Here is a 14,305-nt window from a genome sequence, read left to right as displayed (position 1 = left end):
TCGGACCACCATGGCACAACCACCCCCAATTGGTAAACACCTGATTCCGGAAATGGTCGATTCCCCGGCCCTGTGCCATCCTTGACCCGTGTCACCACGTGAGGGCTCGCGCACGTACGCGGGTATGGAACCCGAGGAGCGCCGGGTGCAGCGGCGCCGGCGGTTCGAGGAGGCGATCGTCGAGGTGATTGCCACCGAGGGGCCCTCTGCCGCGACGGTCCGCCGAATCTCGGCGACGGCCGGAGTGGGACCTCGCTTCTTCTACGACCACTTCCGCGATACCGACGACCTGATCATCTCCGTCTACGACACCATCGCGGCCGACCTCGTGACGCGGGCGACGGTGGCGCTCGTGTCAGCCCCGCACGACGTCTACGCTCGCGCGCATGCCGCCGTGGGGGCCATCGTCGAGTCGATCGCGAACGATGTCCGTCGGGGGCGGTTTCTCCTGTCCGACACGCCTGCTGTGGTCGAGTCCCGTCGGCGATTCGTCCATCGGGCGGCGGACGCGCTGGTCGAGCAGTCCACCGAGCTCGGCGAGCCGCTCGACAAGGCGTCGGCTGACGTCATCGCGGTCGTGGTGATGGCGGGGGCGTCCGAACTGGTCCGTGGATGGTTCGACGGCGCGCTGGAGGTGGGCCCGCAGGAGATCACCGGTCTCCTGGCCACGACGCTGACGAGCCTGGTCGACCAGAGGACGTCGGATACTTCACCTGAGGCTCCGGCGGGGTAGGACTCCACGCCTAGGACTCCGCCCCGCGCCACCCCACACGGCGCCACTCCACGCTGCGCCGCGGCGCAGGCCGGGCCGTTCACTCGGCTCCCCCGCCAGGATTCGAACCTGGAGTGTCTGAACCAAAATCAGTCGGAGAACTGGGTGGGTAGCGATCCTTGCATCGCCGTTGGCAGCAGCGCTTTCCATCTGCTCAATGCACGCTGAACTTGAAGGGAGGTGGGAGTTGTTGCGGGACCGAAAGAGCTGTCGGACATCGTGACTACCATCTGCCCATGCGCTACATGAGGACTCTCCGGCCTGGCCCGTTTCGGCACGTTGCTAGAGGCGTTCAGCGCTCAGTCGGGGCGAGTTCCTTTTCGTACTTGACTCGCAGCATCAAAGACCGAAAAGGGAGAAGTTGATTGTCCAGTCAAACTTGGTTCGTCGCTATCTTTACCGCGATCCCGATACTGATGGTTGCCGGCGCGCTGGAGCGGCGAACGCTTCTCTCCGCGTCCAGACACCAGAAAACTGCGAGGCTGCATAAGTGGCTGCTTCGCGCAGGAATGGCCGGCATTCTTGCGGCGCTGGCTGGGATCTCGCTGACTGAGCAGGCAAGTGGAGAAGGGGCGCCTAGATTCGCGATCTATTTGACCAGCGCAATCTCGATCGCAGGCATGGCGGCGATGTTGGGGTTGGTGTGGCACTCTGCCTGGCTGGTCCTTGAGGGTGAGCCACATTCGGATCGACTGAGGTTTGAGCTTCGCGAGCTCAGACTGCGTGAAGCCGAACTTGTCCGCCGTCTCGGCAATTCGGAGGAGAGAGACGATTTCGACGATTGACGTATCGGCACGGGCCGTCGGGGCTACCTGGCGACCCGGGCACGCATGTGGATTCAGCTTCGCCAACGACGGGATGGCTAGAAGCGTCTCCTCCCGCTGAGGATTCTCCTACCCTTCAGATACGACACACCGAGCAGGGAGAAGACTAATGGAAATGGATGGTTTTCCGCTGTCGGCTGACCTCGAAGCAGTGATTGTTGTCCCCAATCCCCAACTTGTGCTCAGCAAGTCGAGATTGTTCGTCACCGTCGTCGAGCTGTGGAACGGATGGGTCGTTCTGCGCGTCGCTGCAGCGCTCGTCCCCACAGGCGCGATGCGACCGTTCATCTTCCACGCCGTCGATGAGCGTGGCGTCGCCTACGAGGCGCGCGGTGGCATGGCGACTGCCGGCGGATTCGACGGTCCGCAGTTCTCCGATGAGATGCTATTTCGTCCCGACAGCGTCCGACCGCGGCGACTCGACATCGGTCTCCGCGCTGAACTCACGAACGGGGTGTTCACGCCCATTCTTACTGTTGAGATCCCCGAGGTCCGCAATGAGAAGTAGCCGGCCGTCCGCTTCGGACATGCGGCGAAGAAATGGGGTCCCAGATTCGGGGTGGCGGATCACGCTGAACCGGTCGCCGGTATAGGCGTGAGAACCTTCGCGTCGTCCGCACTGGGTCTTCTTTTGATGCCTCGGCGGAACGCTCCCGCTCTTAACGATCGAGTTCGGCCGGCGGAACTCGTCCCTTGCGAACCGACCCGCAGAGCACACAGGCCGCAAGGCCCGATTTCGCGCTAGCACCTCAGCGGTCGAAAGACCACCAGTCGGAGACTTGGTCCGAGTGGAAGAGCCTAGCGGTAGTGGAGGTGGCTCGATCCGATATGGGGGCTCGGGTAACCTCTGGTTCTGGCATGAATGCTCCTGCGAGTTGTGTCACGCCCGCCCCAACCGGGCCTCGCATCGGGCAATTCGTTGGTGAGGAGGGACGCAGTGGCGAACCCGGCGGAACTGCTGCACGACCAATTCGTGGTCTGGCATGAGGAAGCGGAGAATGTTCCGGCTGCACGTGCCCGCGGTGGGTGGGGAGCCGACACGATTGAAGCGCACCTTCAAGCGGCAAGACACCTCGACGCGATCGACGATCTGCTTCGACAGATGGAAGCTGCTGGGCGACGCGTGATTACCTACCGCAAGTACTTCCCCACCTGGACCAAGATTGTTTTCGGATATCCGAATGGTTGGAAAGGCCAGGGAAGCGCCAGGATCGACTCTGTCGCTACCGAGCACCTCGGCAACCTGGGTGACGCGCTCTCCGTCATCGTGCCCACCTTGCACGCCGATGGCGCTGAAGTAATCTACGACTTCACAACTAGAGTCGCCGATCTCCTCGAGCAGGACCCGGACATTCCGGACACCCTTAAGGCACATATCCGAGACGTGATCAAGCACGTCCACTGGTGTTTGAACCACTACGAGACTGTCGGTGACTTCGATCTCTCTGCCGCGGTGGAGAGACTGGCGGCTTCGGTGATTCGAGCCGCCGCGGCGTCCAAGAACAAGGCCCGCTGGGGCTCCGTATTCAACAATTTCGCCTGGCCATTCGGGGTCAACCTTGCCTCGGCAGTTCCAGCCCAGGCCCTCGTGCAACTGGCTCTCGGCGGCTAGAGGCCCCATTCGAGGGTTTCCTTAGCAAACAGACGCAGGAGTCTGTCGATCTTCCAGCATGCGCAGACAAGCGCGAGCGAGTTCTCCTCATCGAGCGCTGGCCGGCCGAGTCGACACTCCCAGAGGCGCCGCTGGCAGTTCACGTCAGACACCTTTGGGTCGCCGTTCGCCGTGGCCCGCGGGCGTGATGCGGGACCAGCGCGGGACCTGCGATGAGGGGGTGGGGAGAGCCAGTGGCTTTGACGAAGGTCAAAAGACTTAAGGCTCCCCCGCCAGGACTCGAACCTGGAATGTCTGAACCAAAATCAGAAGTGTTGCCGATTACACCACGGGGGAACGACCCTGTCCGGGTCGGTAACAGTCTGGCACATCTCACGAGGCCCGCTGGCGCAGACCTGGTCGCACCGGTGTGCTCCCGTCCGGTCCCGCCGGGCCGGGGGCGGCTGCGGGGGAGGGATCGTTCGGCCGACTAGTCTTGGGGGACTGTCGCGAAGGGGTTGATGATGACGGGCGAGGGCATTCCGGCGCCGAGGACCAGGATGACGGCCGCCAAACGACGGCAGCAGTTGGTCGACGTGGGTCGCCGGATCTTCGCCGAGTACGGCTACGATTCCGCCACCGTCGAGGAGATCGCGGCCGTGGCGGGGGTGTCCAAGCCGGTGGTCTACGAGCACTTCGGCGGCAAAGAGGGGCTCTACGCCGTGGTCTGCGATCGCGAGCTGGCGTACCTGGGTGCGGAGATCACCGAGTCCCTTCAGGGCGAGGGGTCGCGGAGGCGCATCGAGCGCGCCGCCATGGCGCTGTTGCGGTATGTCGAGGAACGCACCGACGGCTTCCGCATCCTGGTCCGCGAGTCGTCGATCGCCCCCGGTGGATCGTATTCGACCCTGCTCAACGACGCGACGGCGAGCGTGACGTACATCCTCGAGGAGGAGTTCGTGAACCGCGGCTTCGACCCCGTCACCGCGAGCGTGTACGCGCAGGCGCTCGTGGGCATGGTCTCCGGCACCGCGCAGTGGTGGCTGGACGTGCGTACCCCGCCCAAGGAGGAGGTGGCCGCGCACATCGTCAACCTGTGCTTCAACGGGCTGTCCCACCTCGACCCGCGGCCGAGCCTCGAGGCCGAGGTGCGAGACAAGTACGCCGGCCCGAGCAGTCCGGAGGGCACCCTGGCGGGCCGTGACCTACGCCCGGGCCCGGGCCGCCCGTAGCGATCCCCGTCCCGGGCCGGTCGTCGACCTCAGGCCGCGGCGGGTGAGGGCAGCCGTTCGAGGTCGGCCCGCAGACGGAACGCGACGGCCACCATCACGGCGCCCGCAGCCAGTCCGAACCAGCCGGCGAAGGTGACGAACGCGCCGGTCGCCGAGGGGCCGAAGGCGCCGATGCCGACGCCGAGTGCGATGAGCGCCACTCCCAGCGTCCCCATGACCCACGAGTCCGGGATCTGACGACGCAGGGTCCGCGCGCCGTGGGCCACGAGTGCCCCCGAGGCCACGAGCCAGGCGGCGAACAGCACGGTGAGTGCGGTCGCGGACAGCCCGGGCCAGAACAGGACGACCATCCCGAGAACGATCTCGCCGGCGCCGGTCGCGAGCAGAGCGCGCCGGCCCCGGTGGTCGGCCGGCGATGCCAACGCTGTGGTGACGGTCATCGCGCCGTCGCCGATCGCGAACGCGGCCACCAGGAACACCGCGAGCATCATGCCTGCACCGGAGCCGGCACCAGGGGCCGAGAGGGCGGTGGCGCCCAGCGTGAGGGCCAGGCCCCCGCGGATCAGCTGAATCCACCAATTGCGGGTGAGTGCATCGATCATTTCTTCACCTTTCGGGCGGCGGCCTGTCGCCACCGCGGTACTGTAGTGATCACTACAGTAAGTCCCGGGTGGTGCCCGGGCAATGAGGCGCTGGACACAGGACCGGGGAGGTCGGATGGCAGAACGCGGGTCGCAGGGCGGCGAGGCGCCGGGCGGGACCAGGCGCACGCGCGCGAGGGGCCGCGAATCCCGGCGGAGGATCCTCGAGGCCGCCGCGGCGGTCGCGGGGGAGCGCGGCTACGAGGGGACGAGCATCGCGCGGGTGAGCGAGGTCAGCGGGCTGCCCGCGAGCTCGATCTACTGGCATTTCGCGGACAAGGACGCGCTCCTGGCCGCGGTGGTGGAGGAGAGCATCGAACTGTGGCTGGGTCAGGTGACCAGAGGGGAGGGGCAGTCGCTCGCCGAACGGGTGACCGAACTGTGCCTGGGTGTGGCCCGGACGTTCACCGAGTCACAGGATTTCCTCCGGCTGGTGCTGATGCTCGCGGTGGAACGGCGTCCCGTGGAGCCGGTGGCCAGGGAGATATACCTGCGGCTGCGGGGGGAGGCGATCGAGCGGATCGCGGCTGAGCTGCAGCAGGTGCGGCCCGCGTTGTCGCCGACGGAGGCGATGCTGGTGGCCACCTACGCTCTGGCCGGCGGGGACGGGATCTTCCTCGCGTCGTTGACCGGGGACGCCGACGTGGCCGCGCTGTTCAGGCTCCACGCGAGCGCGATCGTGCACCTGGTCGAGCAGGCCGCGGGCGGGGTGGCCACGACCACGGGGTGATCAGAGGTTGGCGAAGAAGTCCGCCCAGTAGAAGTCCCAGAACGCCCAGAGGATGACCGCGGCCAGGGCCAGGAACCACACGACCACCGGGACCAGGTGCCACCGCTGCAGCGCGCGGACCCAGCCGGCGCCGGTGAGCTTGGCCAGCACGTGGAGCAGGGTGTACCAGAACATCGGGATGGTCATGGCCCACACGACCATGCACCAGGGGCACAGCACCTGGATGGAGAAGATGGACTGGTACGCCAGCCAGTGCACCATCCCGGCGGCGAAGGTCAGCCCGAGGAGCGCACCCACCCAGTACCAGCGCGGGAAGCGCACCCCTGACGCGGCGGCGACGCCGATCGCGATGAGCAGCGCGTACCCCACCAGTCCGATGAAGGGGTTGGGGAATCCGAAGACCGCCCCCTGCTCGGAGTTGATGACGCTCTTGCAGCTCATCAGGATGGAGAAGTTGCAGGCCGGAACGAAGTCCGGGTTCTCCAGGAGTCGGATCTTGTCCAGGCTGAGCTGGAACGACGCCACCAGGGCGACGATCGACCCGACGGTCAGCAACACGCCCATCCACCGATCGGTGAACACGCGCGAGACGGGGCCGGGCTGGACGTCGGCGTCGGTGGTCGTCGAGGGGGCGATCGTCACCGGCTCGGCGGGGGCGCCCGCGGGGTCGTCGTGCGGGGCGTCTGGGGTCTCGCGCATGCGGCTAGCGTACCGATGGCCGATCAGTCGGCGTTCATCTGCGCCGGTGGTGGCTGCCCGAGGTGGCCGCCGGAGTGGTCGACATAGAACCGCAGGTGCGCCGCGGCCGCCGCGTCCCAGGTGAGCGAGGCCGCCAGGGCACGGCCCTCCCCGGCCCGCGCCGGATCGGCAGACAGTGCTGACTCCAACAGGTGTGCGAGTTCCGGGACCGATCCGGCGTAGTCGACGCAGGGCCCGAAGACCTCCCGGAGGATCGGCAGGTCGCGGGCGACGACCGGACGACCCGCGGCGAGCGCCTCCATCGCCGCCAGCCCGAAGCCCTCTTTAGTGGAGGGGAAGGCGAAGGCGTCGCAGGCCGCGACGAGGCCCGGCAGATCGCCCTCCGGCACCATGCCCAGGACCACGGGGTGTAACCCCAGCTCGTCGCACCGCCGGTCGAAGTGGGCGCGGTAGTCGCGGTAGTCGAACAGGGTCTCCCCGCCCGCGAAGACGAGCGAGAGATCCGGACGCCTCCGTCGTAGCAGCGCGAACGCTTCCAGGAGGTCGATGCTGCCCTTGCGCGGCTCGATGCCCCCCACCGCCAGCACGTACGGGCCGAGCGTGCGGCGCCACCGGACGCGGGCGGCGACGGCGGCCGCGCCCGGGCCGGCGGCCTCGGCGAAGCGGGCGTGGTCGACACCGTTGGGGATCACCGTGGGGGCCAGACCCCATCCCTGGCGGACCTCGGCGGCGACGGCCTCGGACACGCACACGTGGGCGTAGGGGGTGGTGAGGGCCTTCTCGTGGCAGTCCACCAGAACGGGGGTGGTGAAGTCGTCGAGGTGATGCACGGTGCGGATGCACCGCCCGACCGCGTTGGCGCTGATGCAGTCCTGGGCGTGGACGATGTCGAACCCGTCCGGGTCGACGAACTCGCGCAGGGTGGCGATCGAGCGCACGATCCGGTCGGTGACGGACTCGCCGGGACGGTCCGGGAACGGCGCGAGGCGGACGGTGACCGCGGGATCGACCTCGCGGAAGAAGCCCGCGTCGGCGCCGCGCGCCAGGGAGTACACCGTCACTCGGTGTCCGGCCCGGGCCAGCGCCTCGGCCAGGTGGAGGGTGTGGACGACGCCCCCGCGGGGGCGGGTCGAATAGGTGAGCAGGGCTATCCGCACGTCGTGTCGCCTCCCGGTCGCGCAGGCGAGGGCGCCCGGCGTGGTTCCGTCGCGTAGGTCTCCGGTCGCCGCTCCGCCAGGTGGTCGAGGACCCGACGCGAGCGTGCGAGCTCGGTGTGGACATCGACCTCGATCCGGGCGAGCCCGCCCTTGGACCGTGTCGCGGCCAGGATCTCGCCCCCGGGACCCACGACCTTGGCCTGGCCGAGGAAGCGGAGGGACCCCATGACCCCGGTCTGGTTGGAGGCCACCACGAACACCTGGTTCTCGGCGGCCCGGGCGCAGTCGTAGAGGTCGAACAGTCGGGACTGTCGGTCCGCGGGCAGCCGGGCGGCGCGGTCGGTCACGCTGGCGGGCCAGGCCGACAGGGTGGCCACCACCTGCGCGCCGTCGAGGGCGAGCGACCGCGCGGACTCGGGGAAGGTCTTGTCGTAGTCGATGAGCATCCCCAGGCGCCCGATCGGGGTGTCGAAGGCGCGGAACGCGTCCCCTGCGCCGTAGCGGGTGCCCTCGTCGACGGGTTGATGCACCTTGCGGTGGACGCCGAGGACACCGTCGCCGGTGAGGCAGACGGCGGTGTTGTAGCGCGTGCCGTCCCCGGCCTCGGTGTAGCCGATGCACACGGTCATGTCTCCCGCGGCGGCGGCGATGGCGGCCAGTTCCGGGCCGTCGGGGTCGAGGGCCGGGGGGAGGGTCGCGGGGGAGGGGTGGCGCAGATCGCCGAGGTAGCCGCCGAGGGTCGCGTGCGGGAAGACGAGCAGGTCGACGCCGTCGCGGGCCGCGGCATCGATGATGCCGACGGCCTTGGCCACGCAGCGCGTGAGGTCCCGGCCGAAGTTCCCCGCCAACGCCCCCAGGGTCACCGCGCGCATCAGGCGGGACCGAGTCCCGTCACGGTGCCGACGACGGCGACGGTGACCTCTCCGTCGGGCCAGCGCAGTCGCACCCCGGGCTCGTCGGTGAGGTGTCCACAGGCCGCGGTGACCGCCGGGCCCGCGGGGGCGGGGGCCGGGTCCCGGTCGGCGGTGAGCATGGCATAACCGGGGAAGCACGTGAGCCAGGCGCCCGCGCTCGCGCCCGGAGGGCGGGGGATCGCCGCGACGTCGAACTCGGCGCCCGTCCCGGAGGCCTCCGCGAGCATCCCCGCCGTGCCGACGATCCCCGCCATGCTCACGTCCTTGGCGGCGGCGGGGGCGATCCGCGCGACGTGCCCGGCGAGCAGGCGCAGTTCCTCGGAGGTCCGGCTGCTCGAGGAGTCCCACTGCCGCTCGTGGTATCCCGGCCGCCAGGAGCCACCGAGGTCCGCGGTGAGGGACAGGATGTGGCCCGCGCGGCCCCCGCCGGCCGGCACCGGCCGGGAGGTGCGCCCCAGCGCGGTCACCGACAGCGCCGACGGGACACCGACCTGCGTGTGGCCACCGAGCACGGGGACACGCCAGGCGGCCGCGGCGGCGGCCACGCCCCTGACGATCCGCTCGAGATGGGAGGTGGTCGGGGCGGCGACGGCGTCGAGCAGTCCCACGGGGTCGGCGCCCATGGCCGAGAGGTCACCGAGGTTGACCAACACCGAGCACCAGCCGGCCCACTCCGGGTCGCGCTCGACCATCGAGGGCAGGATCGCGTCGCACGCCGCCACGAGATCGGTGCCCGGCACCGGCGCCCCGTCGTCGCCGCGGAAGCCGGCGCCGCCGAGTCCGCCGGGCTGGTCGGCCAACGGGGCCAGCAGCCCGGACAGCAGGGACTTGGTGGTGTCGGCCAGACGCTGGACCCGGTCGACCGGCCACCGCATCCGGCGGTGGGCGCGACCGGAGAGGACCGGTCCCTCCCCGGTGTCGACCCACCCGAGGGAGGTGAACAGCGGGCAGTAGCGGTCCTGGACGTCCGCGTCGAAGCGCAGCACCCCGCGGGCCTCCACGTGCGCGCAGGCGGAGCGGATCAACGCGGGGCCGATGCCGCCGGAGTGGGCCGTACCGGCCACCACCAGCCGGCTCCCGGACCACCATCCGATGTCCGGCCGGGCGCAGGGCGCGATCCGGACCCCTCCGAGGACGGTGCCGTCCGGCGCGACCGAGACGAGCACCACGGTGCGGGGATCGTCGTCGACGTCGTCGAGGTCGGTGCGGGGGAACAGTCCCTGGCGGAGAACGAACTCCTCGTGGCGGAGCCGGCGGTAGGCGGCCAGCACTCCGGGGTCGTCCGCGATCCGAACCACCGGGCCCGGCTCTGCGCGGCGTCCCCCGGCGAGGATCGTCGCGGCGGCCGAGCCCGGGACGGGGTGCACCGTGCGGGCCCGGCCGGTGAGCGCGGGGCCGGTGGGCGAGTGCCCGGTGAGGTCTCGGATGTCGAGCATCGACTCACCCGCCGACCGACTGCAGGACGCTGCACGCCCCGCACGCCGCGCAACCCGCGCGCTGGTCCGACCCGGCCATCCCCAGGCGCTGCAGGTGTGCACCCACCTCGCGGCTGATGTACTCCACCCGCCTGTGGTCTGGTGCGGGAGCCCCGTCGACGTCGACGGCGAGCGTCCCCGCCTGGGGGCGGTACGGGACGATGAACGGGTAGACCCCCGAGTCGGCGAGCTCCCGCGCGCCGGCGATCATCTCGTCGGGGTCCTCGCCGAGCCCGACGAGGAGGTAGGTCGAGACCTGGTTGCGTCCGAACACCCGGACCGCCTCGTCCCAGGCGGCCCGGTACTCGGTCAGGGGGACCGTCGATTTGCCGGGCATCCACCGCCGGCGGGCGTCGTCGTCGAGCGACTCGACGTGGATGCCTATCGCGTCCGCACCGGCCTCGCGGAGGTCGGTCAGCACCGCCAGGTCGGCGGGCGGTTCGCACTGGACCTGGATCGGCAGGTCCGGGACCGCGGCCCGGACGGCCCGGACGCAGCGCGCCAGGTGTGCCGCCCCGCGGTCGCGGCCGGCCGAGGTCCCCGTGGTCATGACCATCTGCCGGACCCCGTCGAGGTCCACGGCGGCGCGCGCGACCTCGGCGAGCTGCTCGGGCTGTTTGACCGGCACGGTGGTGCCGGAGCGCAACGACTCCTCGATCGAGCAGAACCGGCAGCGCTCGTCGCGGCGGTAGCGGATGCAGGTCTGCACCACCGTCGTGGCCAGGACGTCCCGGCCGTGGAGCCGCGCGATCTTCTCGTACGGCACCCCGTCCGCGGTGCGGCGGTCGTAGAAGCGGGGGCGGCCGATCGCGGAGATCTCGAGCCCGGTGTCCACCCCGTCGCGCAGGACCCGGTCGCCGTCGAAGACGAAGGGGCTGTCGGGGTTGCGGGGCAGCGCGGCGTCGCGCCCGGAGACCACGAGATGCCCGTCGTCGCTCGGCCCCGCGCCCCCGCTGCGGTGCAGGGGCGGGGTGCCCCGGATGCCGAGCAGCGCCAGGTCGACCCGTGTCGAGGTGGCCCCTGCGGTGGTGGCGGCCGCTGTGGTGGTGGAGGTGGTCATGATGCGCGTTCCTCTCGGTTGGCGTGACGCCGGGCGATGATGCCGTCGGCGAGGTACTTCGCATCGCGGTCGATCCCGAGGAACCGGCCGGAACCCCACGTGTGCATCCAGGGCAGGCCCACGAACGACAGGCCGGGCACCTCCGTCACACCGCGGGTCTGCATGGGGTGGCCCGCGCCGTCGAAGGCGCTGGCCTCGATCCAGCGGTAGTCGGGCCGGTAGCCGATGGCCCAGATGATGGTGGTGATCCCCTCGGCCGCCAGGTCGAGTGAGGTCGGGTCGGCCTCGGGCGCCCACACCGGGGAGTACCGCGACGGCGGCGGGGCGTCGATCCCGTGGGCGTCGATGTGCCGGTCGATGTCGGCGCAGATGGAGTTGTACACCCGGTCCGCCGAGTCCAGGGCGTCGGTCAGCGTCGGGGCGAAGCGCAGCTCGGAGTCCCGTCCGGAGGTGAGCGTGCCGTAGAGGCGCATCCCCTCGGCGGCGAAGCGCCGCAGGTCCACGTCCCGTCCACCGTCGCGGCCGGTGACGTAGTGGTTGGTCTTCTCCTGCGCGGCCTTGCCCCCCGGGTACTGCTGGGCGGGGGTGTCGTACAGCCCCATGTCCGCGAGCCAGGTCATGCAGTCCCGGCCCCGGTAGAACCGGGCGACGCGCGGGGCGTTGCCGACCGCCAGGTGGACACGGCGGCCCGCGAGGTGCAGGTCCTCGGCGATCTGCGCACCGGACTGGCCCGACCCCACCACCAGGACCGCGCCCTCGGCCAGCTGGTCGGGATTGCGGTACTGCTCGGAGTGCAGCTGCACCACGGCGGGATCGAGGAAGGAGGCGTAGGGCGGGATCACGGGGATCGGGTAGCCGCCGGTGGCCACCACCACCTCGTCCGCGGTGACCGTCCGCTCGCCGACCGGGCCGGCGAGGGTCACCTCGAAGCCGGTCCCGGTCCGGCGGAGCCGCGTGGCGGCCGTGTGCTCGGCCAACGGCGGCTCGAAGGTCTCCAGCCACCCGTGCAGCCACTCCACCACCTGGTCGCGGGTCATGAACCCGTCGGGGTCGGGCCCCTCGTAGTGGTAGCCCGGCAGTCGGCAGTGCCAGTTCGGGGTGACGAGCGTGAAGGAGTCCCAGCGCGTGTCGGCCCAGGCGTGCACGGCGGTCTGCTTCTCCACCACCAGATGTTCGACGCCCGCGGCGCCGAGGTGGTGGCTCACCGAGAGACCGGCCTGGCCGCCGCCGATGACGAGCACCGGGATGTGGGTGCCGGGGGAAACCTGTGTGGGGCTCATGGGTGCTCCTCGAGAGGATCCATGGCGACCACCTCGACGAGGGCGTCCCCGGGGTGGGCCAGGCTCGCCGAGGTCACCTGCGCGGCGGTCTCGGCGGCGGAGGTGCACAGGAACCCGTAGCGGGCGCGGACCCGCTCGCCCGCCTCGGTGAGGGCGTGGGTGGCCCGGGCGCGGAACTCGGCGACGCTGAGTCGCTCGCCGACCGTGAGGTGGTCGTGGATCACCAGACTGGGGGAGTAGTAGTCCCGGACCGTGCCGTCGGGCCACCGGACGGCGAAGTTCATCTCAGGCACTGGCGAGCCTCCTCTCCTCGACCGGGTCGTTCAGCTCGACCAGCGGCCCGTAGACGTCGGGACGCCGATCGCGCAGGTGGAACATCCCGGCGCGCATAGCGGAGAAGGTGCCCGCGATGTCGACCTCGGCGACCGCCAGGCCCTCGTCGAGAGTGGTGGTGGCCAGGACGTTCCCGCCGGGATCGACGATCTTGGCGTTGCCCACGTACCGGAGCGACCCGAAGGTCCCCGCCTGGTTGGAGGCCACCCAGAACACCTGATTGTCCAGGGCCCGGGCGGAGTCGAAGAGGTTGAACCGGTAGGTCCAGCGGTCCTCCTGCAGGTTGGCGGCGGTCGCCGTGCGCGCCGCCGGCCACGCCGACAGGGAGGCGATGATCTCCGCGCCCTGCAGGGCCATGACGCGAGCGGCCTCGGGGAACGCCTTGTCGTAGCAGATCTGCAGGCCCACCCGCCCGACCGGGGTGTCGAAGACCTGGTAGTCGCCGCCGGAGGCGTAGGACATGTTCTCCCCGAGAGGCTGGTGCACCTTGCGGTAGGTCCCGTAGACGCAGGTTCCGTCGAGGACGGCGGCGGCGTTGTAGCGGCTCACGCCGTCGGCGCCCAGCTCGCAGAAACCGATGGCCACCACCAGGTCTCCGACGATCTCCCGGACGCGGGCGATCTCGGGGCCGTCGAGACGGATCGCCGGCGGCAGCGACCGGGCGGTACGCGTGGTGTCGCCGTGGTTGCCGAGGCTGGAGAGATAGCCCCCGATGGCGGCCTCGGGGAAGACCAGGAAGTCGACCCCGCGCTCACGGGCGAGCTCCGCGTAGTGGGCGATGGTCCGGTAGTTCTGTTCGAGGTCGCGGGTGAAGTTGGCCGCGACCGAGCCGATGGTGGTCATGACGTCAGACCATGTAGGTGGAGTTGATGATGGCGCCCTTGCGGGCGTAGTGGATCAGGGCGTCCTGAACGTCGAGCGGGTGCGCGGGGATCACGCCCTCGATCAGGTCCTCCTCGCGGCCGCCGTGGAGGCCGAGCCCGAAGCGGCAGCAGAACACTGTCCCGCCCTCGGAGATGAACGCCTCGAGGGACTCGTTGATGTTCTGCTCGCCGGGGAAGCCGGAGTCCCCGGTGGTGGGGAATCCGCGGGTGGCGAGGCAGTTGATGGCGCCGGGGCCGTAGAAGTAGATGGCCGACTCGAACCCCTTGCGCAGGGCGCGGGTGGCCTGGAGCACGGCGACGAAGGAGACGGACGACTCGTGGGCGATGCCGTGCACGAGGGTGAAGTACGACTCGCCCTCCTCGGCCTTGTAGTCGGGGAAGATCTTGGTGCCGCCGTAGATGCTCGTGCCCTTGGGCAGCGACGGGTGCGGGATCTCCTTGAGGGAGGCGGCGATGTTCTCGGTGATGGCGGCGTCGAACTCGGGCACTGTGGGCTCCTCGGGGACGGGGTCACCGGAGGGGTTCCGGTGACATGGCAGCGAGTACACGCCCGCGGCGTTACCGCTGAGTGTCGGTCCGTTACCGGGTGGTTGCGATTGGAACAACCCGTCCGGCGTCCACGTAACACACGGGTGGGGCCGCGGCCCGCGACGATGGGGTCCGGTGAGCGGGGTCACGCCCGCGCTCGGTGCTGTCGAGGCTGACTACACTGG

General features: G+C 70.0%; 16 protein-coding genes and 1 tRNA gene. 6 read left to right on the top strand and 11 right to left on the bottom strand.

The annotated features are described in order from the left end of the window. Positions 1 to 88: 88 nt before the first annotated feature. The 4 genes from CT688_RS11030 to CT688_RS11020 all read left to right on the top strand — a co-directional run bounded on the left by CT688_RS11030 (position 89) and on the right by CT688_RS11020 (position 3,208). Positions 89 to 733, top strand: a complete 645-nt coding sequence (locus CT688_RS11030) for a TetR/AcrR family transcriptional regulator (protein ID WP_107756929.1) — start codon at positions 89 to 91, stop codon at positions 731 to 733. 404 nt (positions 734 to 1,137) lie between these two features. Next, positions 1,138 to 1,557: a hypothetical protein gene (locus tag CT688_RS17340; RefSeq protein WP_156607215.1), complete on the top strand. Its 420-nt coding sequence runs from the start codon at positions 1,138 to 1,140 to the stop codon at positions 1,555 to 1,557. 148 nt (positions 1,558 to 1,705) lie between these two features. Then, the gene (locus CT688_RS11025; RefSeq protein WP_156607214.1) at positions 1,706 to 2,104 is read left to right on the top strand and encodes a hypothetical protein; all 399 of its coding nucleotides are present in this window, start codon (positions 1,706 to 1,708) and stop codon (positions 2,102 to 2,104) included. A 429-nt stretch (positions 2,105 to 2,533) separates the two neighbouring features. Further along, the gene (locus CT688_RS11020) at positions 2,534 to 3,208 is read left to right on the top strand and encodes a hypothetical protein (RefSeq protein WP_156607212.1); all 675 of its coding nucleotides are present in this window, start codon (positions 2,534 to 2,536) and stop codon (positions 3,206 to 3,208) included. Positions 3,209 to 3,472: 264 nt separating this feature from the next. On the opposite strand, the gene CT688_RS11015 is transcribed toward CT688_RS11020, so the two are convergent. After that, positions 3,473 to 3,544 (bottom strand) — tRNA-Gln (locus CT688_RS11015). A 203-nt stretch (positions 3,545 to 3,747) separates the two neighbouring features. Between CT688_RS11015 and CT688_RS11010 the strand changes: the two genes are divergently transcribed. Next, positions 3,748 to 4,419, top strand: coding sequence for a TetR/AcrR family transcriptional regulator (locus CT688_RS11010; RefSeq protein ID WP_107756926.1), 672 nt, complete (start codon positions 3,748 to 3,750; stop codon positions 4,417 to 4,419). A gap of 29 nt (positions 4,420 to 4,448) precedes the next feature. Here CT688_RS11010 and CT688_RS11005 read toward each other — a convergent pair whose 3' ends face one another. Next, entirely contained in the window at positions 4,449 to 5,021 is a 573-nt protein-coding gene (locus tag CT688_RS11005) for an HdeD family acid-resistance protein (RefSeq protein WP_107756925.1), read from the bottom strand. A 115-nt stretch (positions 5,022 to 5,136) separates the two neighbouring features. On the opposite strand from CT688_RS11005, the gene CT688_RS11000 reads away from it, so the two are divergent. Further along, a complete protein-coding gene (locus tag CT688_RS11000; RefSeq protein WP_107756924.1) occupies positions 5,137 to 5,790 on the top strand; it encodes a TetR/AcrR family transcriptional regulator in 654 nt (217 codons plus the stop codon). On the opposite strand, the gene CT688_RS10995 is transcribed toward CT688_RS11000, so the two are convergent. The 9 genes from CT688_RS10995 to CT688_RS10955 are packed head-to-tail and all read right to left on the bottom strand — an operon-like array spanning position 5,791 to position 14,080. Continuing rightward, positions 5,791 to 6,489 carry a vitamin K epoxide reductase family protein gene (locus CT688_RS10995; protein WP_107756923.1) on the bottom strand — a complete coding sequence of 233 codons (699 nt, stop codon included), beginning with the start codon at positions 6,487 to 6,489 and terminating at the stop codon, positions 5,791 to 5,793. Positions 6,490 to 6,512: 23 nt separating this feature from the next. Continuing rightward, the gene (locus tag CT688_RS10990) at positions 6,513 to 7,646 is read right to left on the bottom strand and encodes an MSMEG_0565 family glycosyltransferase (RefSeq protein WP_107756922.1); all 1,134 of its coding nucleotides are present in this window, start codon (positions 7,644 to 7,646) and stop codon (positions 6,513 to 6,515) included. After that, complete coding sequence (locus CT688_RS10985; protein ID WP_107756921.1) at positions 7,637 to 8,518, bottom strand: carbon-nitrogen hydrolase family protein; 882 nt, start codon at positions 8,516 to 8,518, stop codon at positions 7,637 to 7,639. Before CT688_RS10985 ends, CT688_RS10990 begins: the two co-directional genes overlap by 10 nt. After that, a complete protein-coding gene (locus CT688_RS10980; protein ID WP_107756920.1) occupies positions 8,518 to 9,996 on the bottom strand; it encodes an MSMEG_0567/sll0787 family protein in 1,479 nt (492 codons plus the stop codon). Before CT688_RS10980 ends, CT688_RS10985 begins: the two co-directional genes overlap by 1 nt. Positions 9,997 to 10,000: 4 nt before the next feature. Next, complete coding sequence (locus CT688_RS10975) at positions 10,001 to 11,095, bottom strand: MSMEG_0568 family radical SAM protein (protein ID WP_107756919.1); 1,095 nt, start codon at positions 11,093 to 11,095, stop codon at positions 10,001 to 10,003. Further along, positions 11,092 to 12,375 carry an MSMEG_0569 family flavin-dependent oxidoreductase gene (locus tag CT688_RS10970; RefSeq protein WP_107756918.1) on the bottom strand — a complete coding sequence of 428 codons (1,284 nt, stop codon included), beginning with the start codon at positions 12,373 to 12,375 and terminating at the stop codon, positions 11,092 to 11,094. The genes CT688_RS10975 and CT688_RS10970 overlap by 4 nt, the downstream gene beginning before the upstream one ends. Continuing rightward, positions 12,372 to 12,668: an MSMEG_0570 family nitrogen starvation response protein gene (locus tag CT688_RS10965; protein WP_107756917.1), complete on the bottom strand. Its 297-nt coding sequence runs from the start codon at positions 12,666 to 12,668 to the stop codon at positions 12,372 to 12,374. Before CT688_RS10965 ends, CT688_RS10970 begins: the two co-directional genes overlap by 4 nt. After that, positions 12,661 to 13,551, bottom strand: coding sequence for a carbon-nitrogen hydrolase family protein (locus tag CT688_RS10960; RefSeq protein ID WP_107756916.1), 891 nt, complete (start codon positions 13,549 to 13,551; stop codon positions 12,661 to 12,663). Before CT688_RS10960 ends, CT688_RS10965 begins: the two co-directional genes overlap by 8 nt. Before the next feature lie 4 nt (positions 13,552 to 13,555). After that, a complete protein-coding gene (locus CT688_RS10955) occupies positions 13,556 to 14,080 on the bottom strand; it encodes an MSMEG_0572/Sll0783 family nitrogen starvation response protein (protein WP_107756915.1) in 525 nt (174 codons plus the stop codon). Positions 14,081 to 14,305 lie beyond the last annotated feature (225 nt).

The organism is Dietzia sp. JS16-p6b (assembly GCF_003052165.1).
GTDB lineage: Bacteria > Actinomycetota > Actinomycetes > Mycobacteriales > Mycobacteriaceae > Dietzia.
The sequence above is the reverse complement of the archived record's forward strand: the minus strand, read 5'-3'. Positions and strand labels throughout refer to the sequence as shown.